The organism is Pseudomonas sp. Choline-02u-1 (assembly GCF_002836515.1).
In the GTDB taxonomy this organism is placed as follows: Bacteria; Pseudomonadota; Gammaproteobacteria; order Pseudomonadales; family Pseudomonadaceae; genus Aquipseudomonas.
Genome location: NZ_PJBC01000065.1, coordinates 264,105 through 278,694 on the forward strand (window position 1 = coordinate 264,105; position 14,590 = coordinate 278,694).

Genomic DNA, 14,590 nt, shown 5'->3' on the forward strand with positions numbered 1-14,590 from the left:
GACGCCGGGTAATAACAACAATGCACCCAAGCCTGACCGAAACCCCCACCCTGTCGCGCCGTGGCCTGCTGAAATTCAGCCTCGGCGCCACCGCATTTCTGGCCACTGCCGGCCTTGGCGCCAGCCTGACTGGCTGCTCGTCGAGCGTCAGCGCCAACGGCTTTGTCAGTTTGCGCGACGGCGACCTGCTGTTCCTGCGCGCGCTGATCCCGCTGATGCTCGACGGCGCCGTCGCCGCAGAAAAAATGTCCGCAGCGGTCGACGGCACTTTGAAGTCGCTGGACTACAGCCTCGATCACCTGTCGCCGGAAATGCTCAAGCTCACCCGACAACTGTTCGACGTGCTGGGCATGGCCGTGACCCGCGGGCCGCTTACGGGGATCTGGGGCAGTTGGGAAAACGCCAGTGCCGAAGCGATGCGGCAATTCCTCGAACGCTGGGAGAACAGTGCTCTGAACCTGCTGCGCATGGGCCATAGCTCGTTGCAGCAAATGGTGATGATGGCTTGGTACACCCGCGCTGAATCCTGGGCGCATTGCGGTTATCCCGGGCCGCCGACCGTCTGAGATCGGCGGCGTGGCCTTCGCGAGCGAGCTCGCGAAAAGTCCCTCAAGAACAATAAAAACCAGAGAACCTGACCGATGCCCGTACCCGATCCCTTCCGCGAAGGCCTTGCCCGAGGCTGGAAAACCTACAACGGCGCGCAACTGAGCGGCGACCTCACTCTGGAAGCCGACGTCGCCATCATCGGCAGCGGCGCCGGTGGTGGTACGACGGCAGAGATTCTCAGCGCGGCCGGCTACAAAGTCCTGCTGATCGAAGAAGGCCCGTTGAAAACCAGCTCGGATTTCAAACTGCTCGAAGACGAGGCCTACAGCAGCCTGTATCAGGAAGGCATCGGGCGCATGAGCAAGGACGGCGCGATCACGATCCTGCAGGGGCGCGCGGTCGGTGGCACGACGCTGATCAACTGGACCTCGAGTTTCCGCACGCCCGAGCCGACCCTCGAACACTGGGCCAGCGAGCACAACGTCACAGGCCATAGCCCGGCAGAGATGGCGCCGTGGTTCGAAAAAATGGAGCAGCGCCTGGGCGTCGCGCCGTGGACGGTGCCGCCCAACGCCAACAACGACGTGATCCGCAAAGGCTGCGAGCAACTCGGCTACAGCTGGCATGTGATTCCACGCAACGTGCGCGGCTGCTGGAACCTCGGCTATTGCGGCATGGGCTGCCCGAGCAACGCCAAGCAATCGATGATGGTCACGACCATCCCGGCGACGCTGGAAAAGGGCGGCGAGCTGCTGTATCTGGCGCGGGTGCAGAAACTGCTCATCAGCGGCGACAAGGTTACCGGTCTGCATTGCGTGGCGATGGACGAACGCTGCGTCGAGCCGACCGGGCGCAGCATCACCGTCAAGGCTCGGCATTACGTGCTGGCCGGCGGTGGTATCAACAGCCCGGCGCTGTTGCTGCGCTCTGACGCGCCGGATCCGCATGAGCGGGCAGGCAAGCGTACTTTTCTGCACCCGGTGAACATGTCCGCCGCGCGCTTCGCCGACGTGGTTAATCCGTTCTACGGCGCGCCGCAGTCAATCTATTCCGATCATTTCCAGTGGAAGGACGGCACTACCGGGCCGATGGCGTTCAAACTCGAAGTGCCACCGCTGCACCCGGCGCTGGCGGCGACGCTGCTCGGTGGTTCTGGTGGGGAGAACGCGCAACACATGGCTGATCTGCCGCACACCCACGCAATGCTGGCGCTGCTGCGCGACGGCTTCCATCCGGACAGCAGCGGTGGCTCGGTGGAGTTGCGCGGCGACGGCTCGCCGGTGCTCGACTATCAAGTCTCGCCATACGCCTGGGACGGGTTGCGTCGGGCCTTTCATGTCATGGCGGACATTCAGTTCGCTGGCGGTGCGCAAGCGGTCATGCCGATGCATGCCGATGGTCGTTATGTGAAGACACTCGCCGAGGCGCGCTCAATGATCGATGGATTGAGCCTGGAGCTGTACCGCACGCGACTCGGCAGTGCCCACGTCATGGGCGGTTGCGCAATGGGTGAAGATCCGAAAAGCGCGGTCGCCGACAGCCTCGGTCGCCATCATCAGCTCAGGAATCTGTCGATTCACGACGGCTCGCTGTTCCCCACCAGCATTGGCGCCAACCCGCAGCTGTCGGTGTATGGTCTGACCGCGCAACTGGCGACAGCCTTGGCTGACCGACTGAAAAATCCATGAAAAAGCAGAATATTCCTATCGTCTATAGTGCTTTCTTACCCAACAGGCGACTTGGCCGACCGGGAAGGCTGCGATACCATCCGACTCCCCAACGGACTCCCGCCAGGACGACGCGATGAACCGAGTGTTGTACCCAGGTACCTTCGACCCTATTACCAAGGGCCATGGCGATCTGGTCGAACGCGCCTCGCGCCTGTTCGATCACGTGATCATTGCGGTCGCCGCCAGCCCGAAAAAGAACCCGCTGTTCCCGCTGGAACAACGGGTCGAACTGGCTCGCGAGGTCACTAAACACCTGCCGAACGTAGAAGTGGTCGGTTTTTCGACGCTGCTTGCGCACTTCGCCAAAGAGCAGAACGCCAACGTGTTCCTGCGTGGTTTGCGAGCGGTGTCAGACTTCGAATATGAATTCCAGCTCGCCAACATGAACCGCCAACTGGCGCCGGATGTGGAGAGCCTGTTTCTCACGCCGTCCGAGCGTTATTCGTTCATTTCCTCGACGCTGGTCCGGGAAATTGCCGCGCTGGGCGGCGACATCAGCAAGTTCGTCCACCCGGCCGTGGCCGACGCGCTGACCCTACGCTTTAAAAAGTAGGAGCTGCCGAAGGCTCGGGCTGCGATCTTTGCTTTTAAAGATTGCAATCTCGTGCCCTTGATCGCCCCCGCGTGCACAGCGCTCGCCAATGCGGCACAATTGCGCGCATTGATTTATAGCGCCCGGGCCTGCCGCCCCGGCTGGAGTTAGCATGTCCCTGATCATTACCGACGATTGCATCAACTGCGACGTCTGCGAACCCGAGTGCCCGAACGCCGCCATCTCCCAAGGCGAAGAGATCTACGTGATCGACCCGAACCTGTGCACCCAGTGCGTCGGCCACTATGACGAACCGCAGTGCCAGCAGGTCTGCCCGGTGGATTGCATTCCACTGGACGAAGCCCATCCGGAGACTGAAGAACAGTTGATGGAGAAGTACCGCAAGATCACCGGCAAGGCCTGAATCGCTAAAAAGATCGTCCGATCGCGGCCCGAGCCTTCGGACGATCTTTTGATCCTGTCCTTCACTCGCGCTGCTCGAACCCCTCCCCCGTACACCCCAGACACCGCATGAACGCCGCTTTCGCCGGGTCAACCACCAGCGCCTGCCCGGCATCGCCGACACCGCCGCCCAACGCGGTAAACGGCAACGACACCACAAATGCTCCCGCACCGATTACCGTGGCCACCACCAGCAAAGGCCGGGCAATCAGCAAATCACCGAGCATGGCGTAGGCCGGGGGATTCTGAATGGTGTAACGCGGGTCACCGCTGCCGTTTTCCGAGGCCTGAACGAGCAGGCTGGAACACAGCAGCAGCGTGACGGAGAAGACTTGCAGGACTTTCATGGCACGATCCTTCGGGCTGCACAGTGAGACTTCTCACTATAGACCCAAGGATTTTTTCAGCTCTGGCAGCGCGGGCAGAACACGCTGGCGCGCTGGCCCAGCTTCACTTCGCGCAGGCCGGTGCCGCAGACCTTGCAGTGCTGACCGCCGCGGCCGTAGACAAACAGCTCCTGCTGGAAATAGCCCGGCTGACCATCACCGCCAATGAAATCGCGCAACGTGGTACCGCCACGCTCGATGGCGGCGGCGAGGATTCGTTTGATCTCGATCGCCAGTTTCAGATAACGCCCACGGGAGATACCACCCGCCTCGCGGCGCGGATCAATGCCCGCAGCGAACAGCGCTTCGGTCGCATAAATATTGCCGACCCCGACCACCACCGCGTTGTCCATGATGAAAGGTTTGACCGCCATCGAACGTCCGCGTGACAGCTTGTACAACCTTTCACCATCGAACAGATCAGTCAGCGGCTCCGGCCCGAGGCGAATCAGCAGCTCGTGATTGAGCGGGTCGTTGCTCCACAGCATCGCGCCGAAGCGCCGCGGATCGGTGTAGCGAAGGGCCAGTCCCGATTCCAGTTCGATGTCGACGTGCTCGTGCTTCAATGCCGGCAACCCGGCCTCGACCAGACGCAGATTGCCGGACATGCCCAAATGGCTGATCAGCGTGCCGATCTCGGCGTTGATCAACAGGTATTTGGCGCGCCGCTCGACCAGCACGATTCGCTGCCCGGAAAGGCGTACATCCAGGTCTTCCGGGATCGGCCAGCGCAGACGCCGGTCGCGGACGATGACCCGGCTGACCCGCTGGCCTTCCAGGTGCGGGGCGATCCCGCGACGGGTGGTTTCGACTTCCGGCAGTTCAGGCATGGTGTCCTCGGATCAATGCGCGCCGAGGTCGCGAATCGTTTGTTTGAGTGTTTCGAAATCGTAGTCAGACAGACCGACGTAATCGAGCACCAGCGGGCCGACCGCATTCCATTCGAAATCTTCGTTCTGGTTGCCCAGCACCCGGTAAGAGGCGCAGATGTGCTCGGCCATTTTCAGAATCGCCAGCAAGTTTTTCAGCTGGCTGTTTTTCGACGATTCGTCGCTGAAAATCGCCAGCGCGTTGTGGTGATTGGCGATGGCGGCGCTGACATGCTCCGGCAGGCGCCAGGACTTGGCCGTGTAGTAACCGACCACGGCGTGGTTGGTGTTGAACACACGGTTCTCTGTATCGACCACGCGGCATTCCGGGCTGGCGCTGGCGTAGGCCTCCTCCAGCACGGTCATGTAATCGGGGAAACGCTGCAGCATCAATGGCACGCCGCAGTCATGGAACAGGCCCAAGGCATAGGCTTCGTCGCCGGCCTGGGTGCCGATGCGCTTGGCCAGGGTCAGGCAGGTCATCGCCACATCCTGCGCGGTGTCCCAGAAACGGTTGAGGGTGACGATGGTGTCGTCGTTCATCTCGCCCTTGATCGACTGCGCGTTGATCAGGTTGATGATCGAGCGGCTGCCCAACAGGTTCACCGCACGCTGGATCGAGGTGATCTTGTTGCTCAGACCGTAATACGGCGAGTTGACGATTTTCAGCAGCGCGCCGGACAGACCGGGGTCCTGGGAGATCAGCCTGGCGATCACCTCCAGATCCGGGTCGGGCATGTACTGCTCCATTTGCAGATCCACCATGATCTGCGGTTGCGCCGGCACACTGATGCCTTGCAGCGATTGTTGAATCTGTTCGGTGGTCAGCTCTTGGGACATAAGTACACACTCCGGGGCAGGCGGCGATTCTAACCGCTGAAACGGCAGGGGGACACACCGATGGGCACATCGCCGGAACTTTCATCCGCGCACAGGCTTCGGACTCTGTAGGGCGCATCGGACCTCGACGGTTCGCTGCGAAGGCAAAATCTCCACAGACTCAGGAGCTTACCGATGGCAACTTCCCTCAATGGCAAACGCGTCGCTATTTTGGTTACCGATGGTTTCGAACAGGTCGAAATGACCGGTCCCAAGGATGCCCTGGAGCAGGCCGGCGTGCAGGTCGATATCCTGTCGGCCGAGACCGGCACGGTCAAAGGCTGGAACCATGACAAACCGGCGGACGACTTCCCGGTCGCCAACACCTTCCAGGCTGTGAGCGTCGATCAATACGATGCCGTGCTCCTGCCCGGTGGCGTGCAGAATTCCGACACCATCCGTATCGACCAGGACGCTCAGCATCTGGTCAAGACCGCAGCCTCGGCCGGCAAGCCGATTGCCGTGATCTGCCATGGCAGCTGGCTGCTGATCTCGGCGGGACTGGTCAATGGCAAGACCATGACCAGCTACAAAACGGTCAAGGACGATCTGGTCAATGCCGGCGCGAACTGGGTCGATCAGGAAGTGGTCAAGGACGGCAACCTGATCAGCAGCCGCCAGCCGGATGATGTGCCGGCGTTCAGTCAGGCCCTGATTGACGCACTGGCTGCGTAATCTTCGGCATCGCTCCCACACCGGATTTTGTGTTCATCTGTGGGAGCGAGCTTGCTCGCGAAGGCATCGTCAGCGTTTCATCGCATCCTCAGCCCAGCGCAAACCTCAACACGCTATACTCCCGCTCTTTTTTCCGGAGCGACGTCATGTCCCTGCCTAGCCTGCGCCTCAAAGCCAACGCCGACCGTCGCCTGCGCAACGGCCACTTGTGGGTCTACAGCAACGAAATCGACGTGGCCGCCACGCCTCTGCACGGCTTCAAGGCCGGTGATCAGGCGGTGCTGGAAGCCGCCGGCGGCAAGCCGTTGGGCATCGTCGCCATGAGCCCGAACAACCTGATTTGCGCGCGCCTGCTGTCGCGCGATATCAAACTGGCCCTGGACAAGTCGCTGCTGGTACATCGCCTGAATGTCGCGCTGTCGCTACGCGAGCGTCTGTTCGACAAGCCGTTCTACCGCCTGGTCTACGGCGATTCCGACCTGCTGCCGGGCTTGGTGGTCGATCGTTTCGGCGACATCCTCGTGGTGCAGATCGCCTCGGCGATCATGGAAGCGCATAAAGACGACGTGATTGCCGCGCTGACTCAGGTGCTCAAGCCAAGCGGCATTCTTTTCAAGAATGACTCCGCCGCCCGGGACGCCGAAGGCCTCAACCGTTATGTCGAAACCGTGTTCGGTCTGGTGCCGGAATGGGTCGCGCTGGAGGAGAACGGCGTCAAGTTCGAAGCGCCGGTCATTCAAGGCCAGAAAACCGGCTGGTTTTACGACCACCGCATGAACCGCGCACGCCTGGCACCGTACGCCAAAGGCAAACGCGTACTCGACCTCTATAGCTACATCGGTGGCTGGGGTGTGCAGGCCGCTGCATTCGGCGCCAGCGAAGTGTTCTGCGTCGACGCGTCCGCATTCGCCCTCGACGGCGTCGAGCGCAACGCTGCGCTGAACGGCTTTGCCGACAAGATGACCTGCATCGAAGGCGATGTCTTTGAAGCGCTGAAGGAACTGAAGGCCAGCGAAGAGCGTTTCGACGTGATCGTTGCCGATCCGCCAGCCTTCATCAAGCGTAAAAAAGACATGAAGAACGGCGAAGGCGCCTATCGTCGTCTGAATGAGCAAGCCATGCGCCTGCTCACCAAGGACGGCATTCTGGTCAGCGCTTCATGCTCGATGCATCTGCCGGAAGATGATCTGCAGAACATCCTGTTGACCAGCGCCCGTCATCTGGACCGCAACATCCAGATGCTCGAGCGTGGCGGTCAGGGCCCGGATCACCCGGTGCATCCAGCCATCGCCGAAACGCGCTACATCAAGAGCATCACCTGCCGGCTATTGCCCAACAGCTGATCGCAATTGCACACGGGGAGCCGCCGAGCTCCCCGTTTTTTTTGCCCCGCCCTCTGCGCTGATTCACACTCGACGTGAGTGTTTTGCCCTCTTCCTACAACTATTTTCTCACTGCCTTGCAGGAAGTTTCGTCGCGCCTATTAATTAGCGAAATTAAACCTACACAGTTAGCCCACCGCAATAGATCGCTCCGACAAAATTACTGGAATATTCCTACTTAATATCCGCTTGCCAATATCCGATTACAAACTATTATGAAGTTGTCGCCACGAAGCGACCTCAACTTTCAATGAACAAGGAGTTCACATCATGAAAACGGTTTATCTGGAAACAAATAAAATCGCCAACCTGGCCTTCCTCGTTGCAGCCAACGCCCGCTAAGTAAGTCTGGACGCCGGGGAGTGCCGGCACTCCGGTGTCCTCAAGACTTTCCCTGAGTGATCTGAATCAATGCATATCAATCCTTTCCTGTTCATATTGCCGCGCCCGCCCGGACAAGTTGTCTGGAACTACAAGAATCATACTCAACATGAGCTTGATCTTGATTATTCCCATCGCCTCGCCACTCTTATCTACAACCCGAACTTGTTTGACCCGAACAACATAATAGACACACAACTTCTGGCCGCGGGCATTCTAACAGTTTCAAAAATAGACAGTCCGAACTGGGGCTGGGATGAATTATCGAAGATTTATCATATCGGCACGCAGAACATCCCCTGCGAACATGCACCGCAGAACATTCACGAGTGGTCAAGACAATATCTGGCGCATTGCAGCGAAGTGTTGGCGAAACCAGAACCAGCGACAGCCAGAAAGCAGCACCCAGTGGAGGCACTCATCACCTTGCCTGCACCCGGCGCAATGAATGGTGACAGCCTGACTCAGGCATTGCTGAAGCGCAAAACCTGCCGCGCCTATACCGGGGCGGCGGTGACACTGGAAGAGATTGCCACGCTGCTGTATTTCACTCTCGGCTATCTCCCTGCGCGCAAGAATGCCGAGGACGATCCTGTCGCACCCGGGCTTGAGGCCCGCCGGAGCAGTCCATCAGGCGGGGGGCTGAACGCCTGTGAAGGTTTTGTTCTGGCGCAGAACGTTGTCGGGCTTGAACCGGGAATTTACGCCTATCATCCGGGCGAGCACGCCTTGAGCCAGGTTAATCCTTTGCCCGAACCGGCCCTGGGGCAAATGCTCGGGGGCCAGCACTTCATCAACAATCTGCCGTTGGGCGTATTCATCACCGCCAGGTTCGATCGTCTCTGGTGGAAGTACGAACACTCGCGCGCCTACCGCATGGCATTCATCGAGGCGGGCCACCTTTCGCAAACCTTCCAGCTGGTTGCAACGACGCTGGGGCTCAATACCTGGCTGACCGGCGCTTTTGCCGATGCGCAGGTCGAAAACCTGCTCGGCCTCAAAGGCAGCGCCGAGCAACCGTTGTTTTTCGTCGGTTGCGGCGAAAGCGACGGCCAGGCCATGTGCCAGGAAATGCGGGAACTGCTGTGGGGGGTGTCGTCTTGATTTCTACGCTGCCGGATCAGAGCGAAGCCCCGGTGTCATGGTCGCTCAAATTCACTCTTCCCGACTGGGAAAGCCGCGCGTCCGTACGCAGTAGCACCCATGATTATCGATTGCCGAGCGATGTCGAAAAGCAACTGCAGACCCGCTACTGGTTCCCGCCAGCCTTTTTGCCTTATCTGGCGCACCCGGCCATCCAGGCCAAGGGTAGCGAGACCTTGCACCGCCTCACTGCCAATCATCTGGTGTATTTCCTCGATTACACCACCCTGCTTGAGCACCGCATCGTCAACCGCGCCGTGGAAGTCATCGTGCATCGCGAGCTGCCCATCTATATACCGCTGCCTATGAAGCACGCTGCGCTCCAGCTGTACACCGATGAGGGATATCACGCACTGTTTTCCAACCAGATTGCTGAGCAGATCGCCGCGCACTACTGCATCACCCGGCGACCCGTCATTCCGAAGCGGATCACCCGCATGAACGCTCTGATCGCGCGCGCACCGGAAAAGAACCGTGCGCTGGCCTGGTTTCTGCTCGGCTTCGTCTCGGAAACCATCATTGCCCGTGAGTTGCTCGATGTGTGCCGCAACACGCTGGTGTCCAGCGTGAACGACATGCTGCGTGACCATCTTGCCGACGAAGCCCGGCACAGCCATTACTTTGCTGAAGCCTTCCATTACTTCTGGATTGCGATGAACAGTCGCCAGCGTTTGTTCGCCGCCAGGATCCTTGTGGAGATCATCCCGATTTTCTTCGAAGTCGATGAAAGCTGGCTGCAACAAAGCTTGCGCTCGGCCGGTATTGCCGAAACCGACATGAAAGAGATTGTCGGCGCCATGGCAACGGTGCAGGCCAGCCGTGAGCGTGCCCGCGCCGGCTCCAAATCCACCCTGGAGGCCCTGCACAAGGCGGGTTTTTTTGCGCTGCCCCATAACCTGACCCTTTTCGCCAAGGCGGGACTGCTCGATGAATGACCACAGCCGTGTCGTAACCCATCAACGACAGCGCGGTGCCGTCAGCCTGTTATTGGCAATGATCCTGCTCGGCGTATTCCCGCTGGACGTACTGCTGCCCTCCTTCCCGGCGTTGGCGGCACATTTTGGTCGTTCGCCGAGCGACATCGCACTATCGATCAGCCTGTTCGCCTTAGGCATCGCGTTTGCCCAACTGTTGATCGGCCCGTTGTCCGACATGATCGGGCGCAAGGGTCTGCTGCTGGGAGGCGTGAGCGTGTCGCTGCTCGGCGCCCTCGGCTGCGCGCTGAGCAACGACTACATACTGTTCCTGGTTTTCCGGCTGATGCAGGCGATGGGGTGCGGGGGCTTCGTGCTGTCTCAGGCGCTGGTGCAGGATCTGTTCGAAGACCACGAACGTGATCGGCTGCGGATCCTGATGGTCACAGCGACAGGCATCTTCATTTCGGTATCACCGCTGGCGGGCACGTTTCTGCAGGCAACCCTTGGTTGGCGCGGCAGTTTTTGGGTGTTTATCGCCCTTGCAGCGGTGGTTCTGGTCAAAACCTGGCGACTGCTCGACAACAGCCGGCCTGTTCAGAACGGTCCACACCTGAGCTTCATTCAGTCCTACAGACTGGTGCTGAGTAGTTTCCCGTTTGTCGGCTATTGGCTGATTTCCGCATTCGCTTTCGCCTGCCACTTCTCCTTCATCGTCACATCGCCGCTGATCTTCATGGAGCAGTTGCAGATGGCGCCTTACGATTTCGCTTTGATTCTGCTGATCTATGGCGGCGCTTATGTCCTCGGCGGCCTGCTCGCCAGCGTGCTGAACCGGCTTATCGATGCGCAACAGCAGATTTTCACCGGGCTGAGTCTGATCCTGCTCTCGGGTCTGGTGATGCTCTATCTGGCCACTAATCATGAGCTGTCAGCTGCGACGGTGCTGGTTCCAATGCTGATCTGCACCGCGGGTACCACCATTTCTCGGCCACCGGCCACCTCCCGCGCCATGAGCCTGTTTGCCGAAAATGCCGGAGCATCGGCATCAGCTGGAAGTACCATCATCTTTATCTGTGGCGGGCTGGTCAGTGCCCTGATCAGCCTCGGCCCGGCCAACCTGCAAGCGACGCTGGGTTACGGTTTTGTGGTGCTCAGCGGCATATCCCTGTTGCTCAACAGCGCGATTGGCCGGCGCGCCAGCAAACTGCACAGCAATCCGGTAGTGCCGGGAGGCGACCATTGACCTTGCCAGTCGTCATTACGCAAGCCTCTTCGGCACGGGAACAATGTTTTACGCCATTCCCTCAAGACGCCAGCGGTGTAGAATCGCCTCATTCATCGCCATTCATCCCCGGCGGGTTTATGAGCTCAGGCTGAGACCAGCGGCGATCCCGCAACGTCATCGGCAGCTTCAGGACACACGGCCATTTTTCGGGTGTTTCAGAGGTCAACAGAAGCTCACTCCCCTTTAGTACGTGATTAGCCGCCCGGAGTGCTCCATGCCAGATTACCGCTCGAAAACATCCACCCACGGTCGCAACATGGCCGGCGCCCGCGCATTGTGGCGCGCCACCGGCATGAAAGATGACGACTTCAAGAAGCCGATCATTGCCATTGCCAACTCGTTTACCCAGTTCGTCCCGGGGCATGTGCACCTGAAGGACCTGGGTCAACTGGTCGCCCGCGAGATCGAACGTGCCGGTGGCGTGGCCAAGGAATTCAACACCATTGCAGTCGATGACGGCATCGCCATGGGCCACGATGGCATGCTGTATTCGCTGCCGAGCCGCGAGATCATCGCCGACTCCGTCGAGTACATGGTCAACGCCCACTGCGCCGACGCCATCGTCTGCATTTCCAACTGCGACAAGATCACCCCGGGCATGCTGATGGCCGCGCTGCGCCTGAACATTCCGGTGATCTTCGTTTCCGGCGGCCCGATGGAAGCCGGCAAGACCAAACTCGCCTCCCACGGTCTCGACCTCGTCGACGCCATGGTGATCGCCGCCGACTCCAGCGCTTCTGACGAGAAGGTCGCCGAGTACGAGCGCAGCGCCTGTCCGACCTGCGGTTCGTGCTCCGGCATGTTCACCGCCAACTCGATGAACTGCCTGACAGAAGCATTGGGTCTGGCCTTGCCGGGCAACGGTTCCACTCTGGCCACCCACAGCGACCGCGAACAACTGTTCCTGCAGGCCGGGCGCACCATCGTCGAGCTGTGCAAGCGTTACTACGGCGAGAACGACGATTCCGTGCTGCCGCGCAACATCGCCAACTTCAAGGCATTCGAGAACGCAATGATGCTCGACATCGCCATGGGCGGTTCGACCAACACCATCCTGCACTTGCTCGCAGCGGCTCAGGAAGCCGAGATCGATTTCGACCTGCGCGACATCGACCGTCTCTCGCGCAGCGTGCCGCAGCTGTGCAAAGTGGCGCCGAATATCCAGAAATACCACATGGAAGACGTGCACCGCGCCGGCGGCATTTTCAGCATTCTCGGTTCGCTGGCCCGTGGCGGCCTGCTGCATACCGACCTGCCGACCGTGCACAGCCGCAGCATGGAAGAAGCCATCGCCAAGTGGGACATCACCCAGACTGACGATGAAGCCGTGCATCACTTCTTCAAGGCAGGCCCGGCAGGCATCCCGACCCAGACTGCGTTCAGCCAGTCGACCCGTTGGGAAACCCTGGACGACGACCGTGAAAACGGCTGCATCCGCAGCTTCGAACATGCCTATTCGAAAGAAGGTGGCCTCGCCGTGCTGTACGGCAACATTGCGCAGGATGGTTGCGTGGTGAAAACCGCCGGTGTCGATGAGTCGATCCATGTCTTCGAAGGCAACGCGAAAATCTTCGAAAGCCAGGACAGCGCCGTGCGCGGCATCCTCGCCGACGAAGTGAAGGAAGGTGACATCGTCATCATTCGCTACGAAGGCCCGAAAGGCGGCCCGGGCATGCAGGAAATGCTCTACCCGACTTCGTACCTGAAATCCAAAGGCCTGGGCAAAGCCTGCGCACTGCTGACTGACGGCCGCTTCTCCGGCGGTACTTCCGGTCTGTCGATCGGCCACGCTTCGCCGGAGGCTGCGGCTGGCGGAGCGATCGGTCTGGTGCAGGACGGCGACAAAGTGCTGATCGACATTCCGAACCGCTCGATCAACCTGTTGGTCAGCGATGAAGAACTGGCGGCACGCCGCGCCGAGCAGGACAAGAAAGGCTGGAAACCGGTTGAGGTGCGTCCACGCAAAGTGACCACTGCGCTCAAGGCCTACGCCCTGCTGGCGACCAGTGCGGACAAGGGTGCGGTGCGTAACAAAGCGATGCTCGACGGGCTGTAAGCGTCCAGGCGCAGAAACAAAAATGCCCCGCCAACGTGCGGGGCATTTTTTTAGCCGTCTGACACTGATCGTTCCCACGCTCCTGCGTGGGAATGCCTCAAGGGACGCTCCGCGTCCAGTGACGCGGAGCGTCACGGGCTGCATTCCCACGCGGAGCGTGGGAACGATCAAATCTGGCTCACGTCCCTACAGGAATACGGTGTGGGTTACTGAATATCCTCTGGCTTGACGATCACCCAGTTTTTATCCGCCGTCACCGGCAGCCCTTCCTTGGCCTGCGCCGCGGCGTGCTTGGCCATCATGCCGTTGATTTGCGTCATGTACTTGTCCTTGCGGTTAATCCACAAGTGGATGCCGCCCTTGGCCACGTCGACATCATGGAACAGCATGTAACCGTCGCTGGTGGGGGTGTCGCCACCGACCAGTACCGGTTTTTTCCATTCATCGATATAGGTGAGGATCGCCGCGTGCTTGCCAGCCATCCACGTTGCCGGAGTCCAGAGGTACGGCGTCAATTCGAGGCCGAGGTTGGCCTTCTCGTCATATTTGCCGGTGGTGATCTGCTTGCGCGCGGTGGTCAGTTCACCGGTTTTCCGATCCTTGAGCAGCAGTGAAACGCCAATCACGTTTTGCGGTTTGACGTTGTAGCCGTACTTGGGATCCGCCGCGACCATGCGCACCAGTTCCTCTGAAGCGGCGGTCATCACATAGACCTCGATGCCGTTCTCCATCAGTTTGTTGTACAGCTCCTGCTGGCCAGTGAAGATTTTCGGCGGATTGACGTCGAGCTTCTTCACCACATCACCTTCGTAATACGTCGCCGGCACCGGTTTGCCCGAAGCCATCAGTTCGTCGACGTAGCCCTTGAGCTCCTTGAGGGTGAAGCCGGAAAACACCTGCGCCACCCACGGGTAACAAACCATGTCGTCGACTTCGCAGAGCCGGTAGTAATAACTGAACAGGCTCTCCTTGTGTTCGGTAGTGTCCTTGAACGGCATCAGCTTCAGCGAGGGATCAAGCGTGTCGCGGGTGATCAGGCCCTTGTTTTCCATGAACGGCAGCAAGGACTCTTCGAGGTCGTAGCGGTAACTGGTGTTGTCCATGTCGAACACCGCGTAATGACCCTTGTTGGCGTTGGCGGCGATCATCGCGTTCAGTGCCTTGGCCTGATCCGCCGGCCAATGCTTGAGCTCCGTGGCAAACACCTGACCGGCGAGGCCCGCCGCCAATGCCACAGCCAACAACGTGCGTGCAATTCTCATAGCGCTACTCCCCCGATGCAAAGAGTTCGACGCTAACAAATAAGTGTGACAACCCTCGCCTGTCAGCGACTGCATACGTTCC

14 protein-coding genes are annotated in these 14,590 nt (G+C 59.8%); 10 read left to right on the forward strand and 4 right to left on the reverse strand.

The features are described from left to right. The first annotated feature begins 20 nt into the window (after positions 1-20). The 4 genes from CXF97_RS22760 (at position 21) to CXF97_RS22775 (ending at position 3,235) form a co-directional block, all read left to right on the forward strand. Positions 21-566: a twin-arginine translocation pathway signal protein gene (locus tag CXF97_RS22760; RefSeq protein ID WP_101161298.1), complete on the forward strand. Its 546-nt coding sequence runs from the start codon at positions 21-23 to the stop codon at positions 564-566. Between the two features lie 75 nt (positions 567-641). Continuing rightward, positions 642-2,237, forward strand: coding sequence for a GMC family oxidoreductase (locus CXF97_RS22765; protein WP_101161301.1), 1,596 nt, complete (start codon positions 642-644; stop codon positions 2,235-2,237). A gap of 115 nt (positions 2,238-2,352) precedes the next feature. Continuing rightward, complete coding sequence (coaD, locus tag CXF97_RS22770; RefSeq protein WP_003229157.1) at positions 2,353-2,832, forward strand: pantetheine-phosphate adenylyltransferase; 480 nt, start codon at positions 2,353-2,355, stop codon at positions 2,830-2,832. Positions 2,833-2,983: 151 nt separating this feature from the next. Continuing rightward, complete coding sequence (locus CXF97_RS22775; protein WP_003195146.1) at positions 2,984-3,235, forward strand: YfhL family 4Fe-4S dicluster ferredoxin; 252 nt, start codon at positions 2,984-2,986, stop codon at positions 3,233-3,235. A gap of 61 nt (positions 3,236-3,296) precedes the next feature. Here the strand turns inward: CXF97_RS22775 and CXF97_RS22780 are convergent, their stop codons facing one another. The 3 genes from CXF97_RS22780 to CXF97_RS22790 are packed head-to-tail and all read right to left on the reverse strand — an operon-like array spanning position 3,297 to position 5,314. Then, entirely contained in the window at positions 3,297-3,620 is a 324-nt protein-coding gene (locus CXF97_RS22780; RefSeq protein WP_101161304.1) for a multidrug transporter, read from the reverse strand. Positions 3,621-3,676: 56 nt separating this feature from the next. After that, positions 3,677-4,489, reverse strand: a complete 813-nt coding sequence (gene mutM, locus CXF97_RS22785) for a bifunctional DNA-formamidopyrimidine glycosylase/DNA-(apurinic or apyrimidinic site) lyase (RefSeq protein WP_101161307.1) — start codon at positions 4,487-4,489, stop codon at positions 3,677-3,679. Between the two features lie 12 nt (positions 4,490-4,501). Then, positions 4,502-5,314: an HDOD domain-containing protein gene (locus CXF97_RS22790; RefSeq protein ID WP_178081229.1), complete on the reverse strand. Its 813-nt coding sequence runs from the start codon at positions 5,312-5,314 to the stop codon at positions 4,502-4,504. Between the two features lie 228 nt (positions 5,315-5,542). Here CXF97_RS22790 and CXF97_RS22795 point away from each other — a divergent pair, with 228 nt between their 5' ends. The 6 genes from CXF97_RS22795 to ilvD all read left to right on the forward strand — a co-directional run bounded on the left by CXF97_RS22795 (position 5,543) and on the right by ilvD (position 13,246). Next, the gene (locus tag CXF97_RS22795) at positions 5,543-6,082 is read left to right on the forward strand and encodes a type 1 glutamine amidotransferase domain-containing protein (RefSeq protein ID WP_101161312.1); all 540 of its coding nucleotides are present in this window, start codon (positions 5,543-5,545) and stop codon (positions 6,080-6,082) included. A gap of 146 nt (positions 6,083-6,228) precedes the next feature. Further along, complete coding sequence (locus tag CXF97_RS22800) at positions 6,229-7,425, forward strand: class I SAM-dependent rRNA methyltransferase (protein WP_101161315.1); 1,197 nt, start codon at positions 6,229-6,231, stop codon at positions 7,423-7,425. A gap of 450 nt (positions 7,426-7,875) precedes the next feature. Beyond that, entirely contained in the window at positions 7,876-8,949 is a 1,074-nt protein-coding gene (locus CXF97_RS22805; RefSeq protein WP_101161317.1) for a SagB family peptide dehydrogenase, read from the forward strand. After that, positions 8,946-9,923, forward strand: coding sequence for a diiron oxygenase (locus CXF97_RS22810; RefSeq protein WP_101161320.1), 978 nt, complete (start codon positions 8,946-8,948; stop codon positions 9,921-9,923). Before CXF97_RS22805 ends, CXF97_RS22810 begins: the two co-directional genes overlap by 4 nt. After that, on the forward strand, positions 9,916-11,148 hold the full coding sequence (locus CXF97_RS22815; protein ID WP_101161323.1) for an MFS transporter: 1,233 nt from the start codon (positions 9,916-9,918) through the stop codon (positions 11,146-11,148). Before CXF97_RS22810 ends, CXF97_RS22815 begins: the two co-directional genes overlap by 8 nt. Before the next feature lie 256 nt (positions 11,149-11,404). Continuing rightward, positions 11,405-13,246 carry a dihydroxy-acid dehydratase gene (gene ilvD, locus CXF97_RS22820; RefSeq protein WP_101161326.1) on the forward strand — a complete coding sequence of 614 codons (1,842 nt, stop codon included), beginning with the start codon at positions 11,405-11,407 and terminating at the stop codon, positions 13,244-13,246. Between the two features lie 206 nt (positions 13,247-13,452). On the opposite strand, the gene CXF97_RS22825 is transcribed toward ilvD, so the two are convergent. Further along, positions 13,453-14,508 carry a phosphorylcholine phosphatase gene (locus CXF97_RS22825; RefSeq protein WP_101161329.1) on the reverse strand — a complete coding sequence of 352 codons (1,056 nt, stop codon included), beginning with the start codon at positions 14,506-14,508 and terminating at the stop codon, positions 13,453-13,455. Positions 14,509-14,590 lie beyond the last annotated feature (82 nt).

What these genes read in the sequence shown, in the direction of transcription:
- CXF97_RS22760 (WP_101161298.1), top strand. Translation starts at nt 21, where the DNA reads ATGCACCCAAGCCTGACCGAAACCCCCACCCTGTCGCGCCGTGGCCTG.
- CXF97_RS22765 (WP_101161301.1), top strand. Translation starts at nt 642, where the DNA reads ATGCCCGTACCCGATCCCTTCCGCGAAGGCCTTGCCCGAGGCTGGAAA.
- coaD (WP_003229157.1), top strand. Translation starts at nt 2,353, where the DNA reads ATGAACCGAGTGTTGTACCCAGGTACCTTCGACCCTATTACCAAGGGC.
- CXF97_RS22775 (WP_003195146.1), top strand. Translation starts at nt 2,984, where the DNA reads ATGTCCCTGATCATTACCGACGATTGCATCAACTGCGACGTCTGCGAA.
- CXF97_RS22780 (WP_101161304.1), bottom strand. Translation starts at nt 3,620, where the DNA reads ATGAAAGTCCTGCAAGTCTTCTCCGTCACGCTGCTGCTGTGTTCCAGC.
- mutM (WP_101161307.1), bottom strand. Translation starts at nt 4,489, where the DNA reads ATGCCTGAACTGCCGGAAGTCGAAACCACCCGTCGCGGGATCGCCCCG.
- CXF97_RS22795 (WP_101161312.1), top strand. Translation starts at nt 5,543, where the DNA reads ATGGCAACTTCCCTCAATGGCAAACGCGTCGCTATTTTGGTTACCGAT.
- CXF97_RS22800 (WP_101161315.1), top strand. Translation starts at nt 6,229, where the DNA reads ATGTCCCTGCCTAGCCTGCGCCTCAAAGCCAACGCCGACCGTCGCCTG.
- CXF97_RS22805 (WP_101161317.1), top strand. Translation starts at nt 7,876, where the DNA reads ATGCATATCAATCCTTTCCTGTTCATATTGCCGCGCCCGCCCGGACAA.
- CXF97_RS22815 (WP_101161323.1), top strand. Translation starts at nt 9,916, where the DNA reads ATGAATGACCACAGCCGTGTCGTAACCCATCAACGACAGCGCGGTGCC.
- ilvD (WP_101161326.1), top strand. Translation starts at nt 11,405, where the DNA reads ATGCCAGATTACCGCTCGAAAACATCCACCCACGGTCGCAACATGGCC.
- CXF97_RS22825 (WP_101161329.1), bottom strand. Translation starts at nt 14,508, where the DNA reads ATGAGAATTGCACGCACGTTGTTGGCTGTGGCATTGGCGGCGGGCCTC.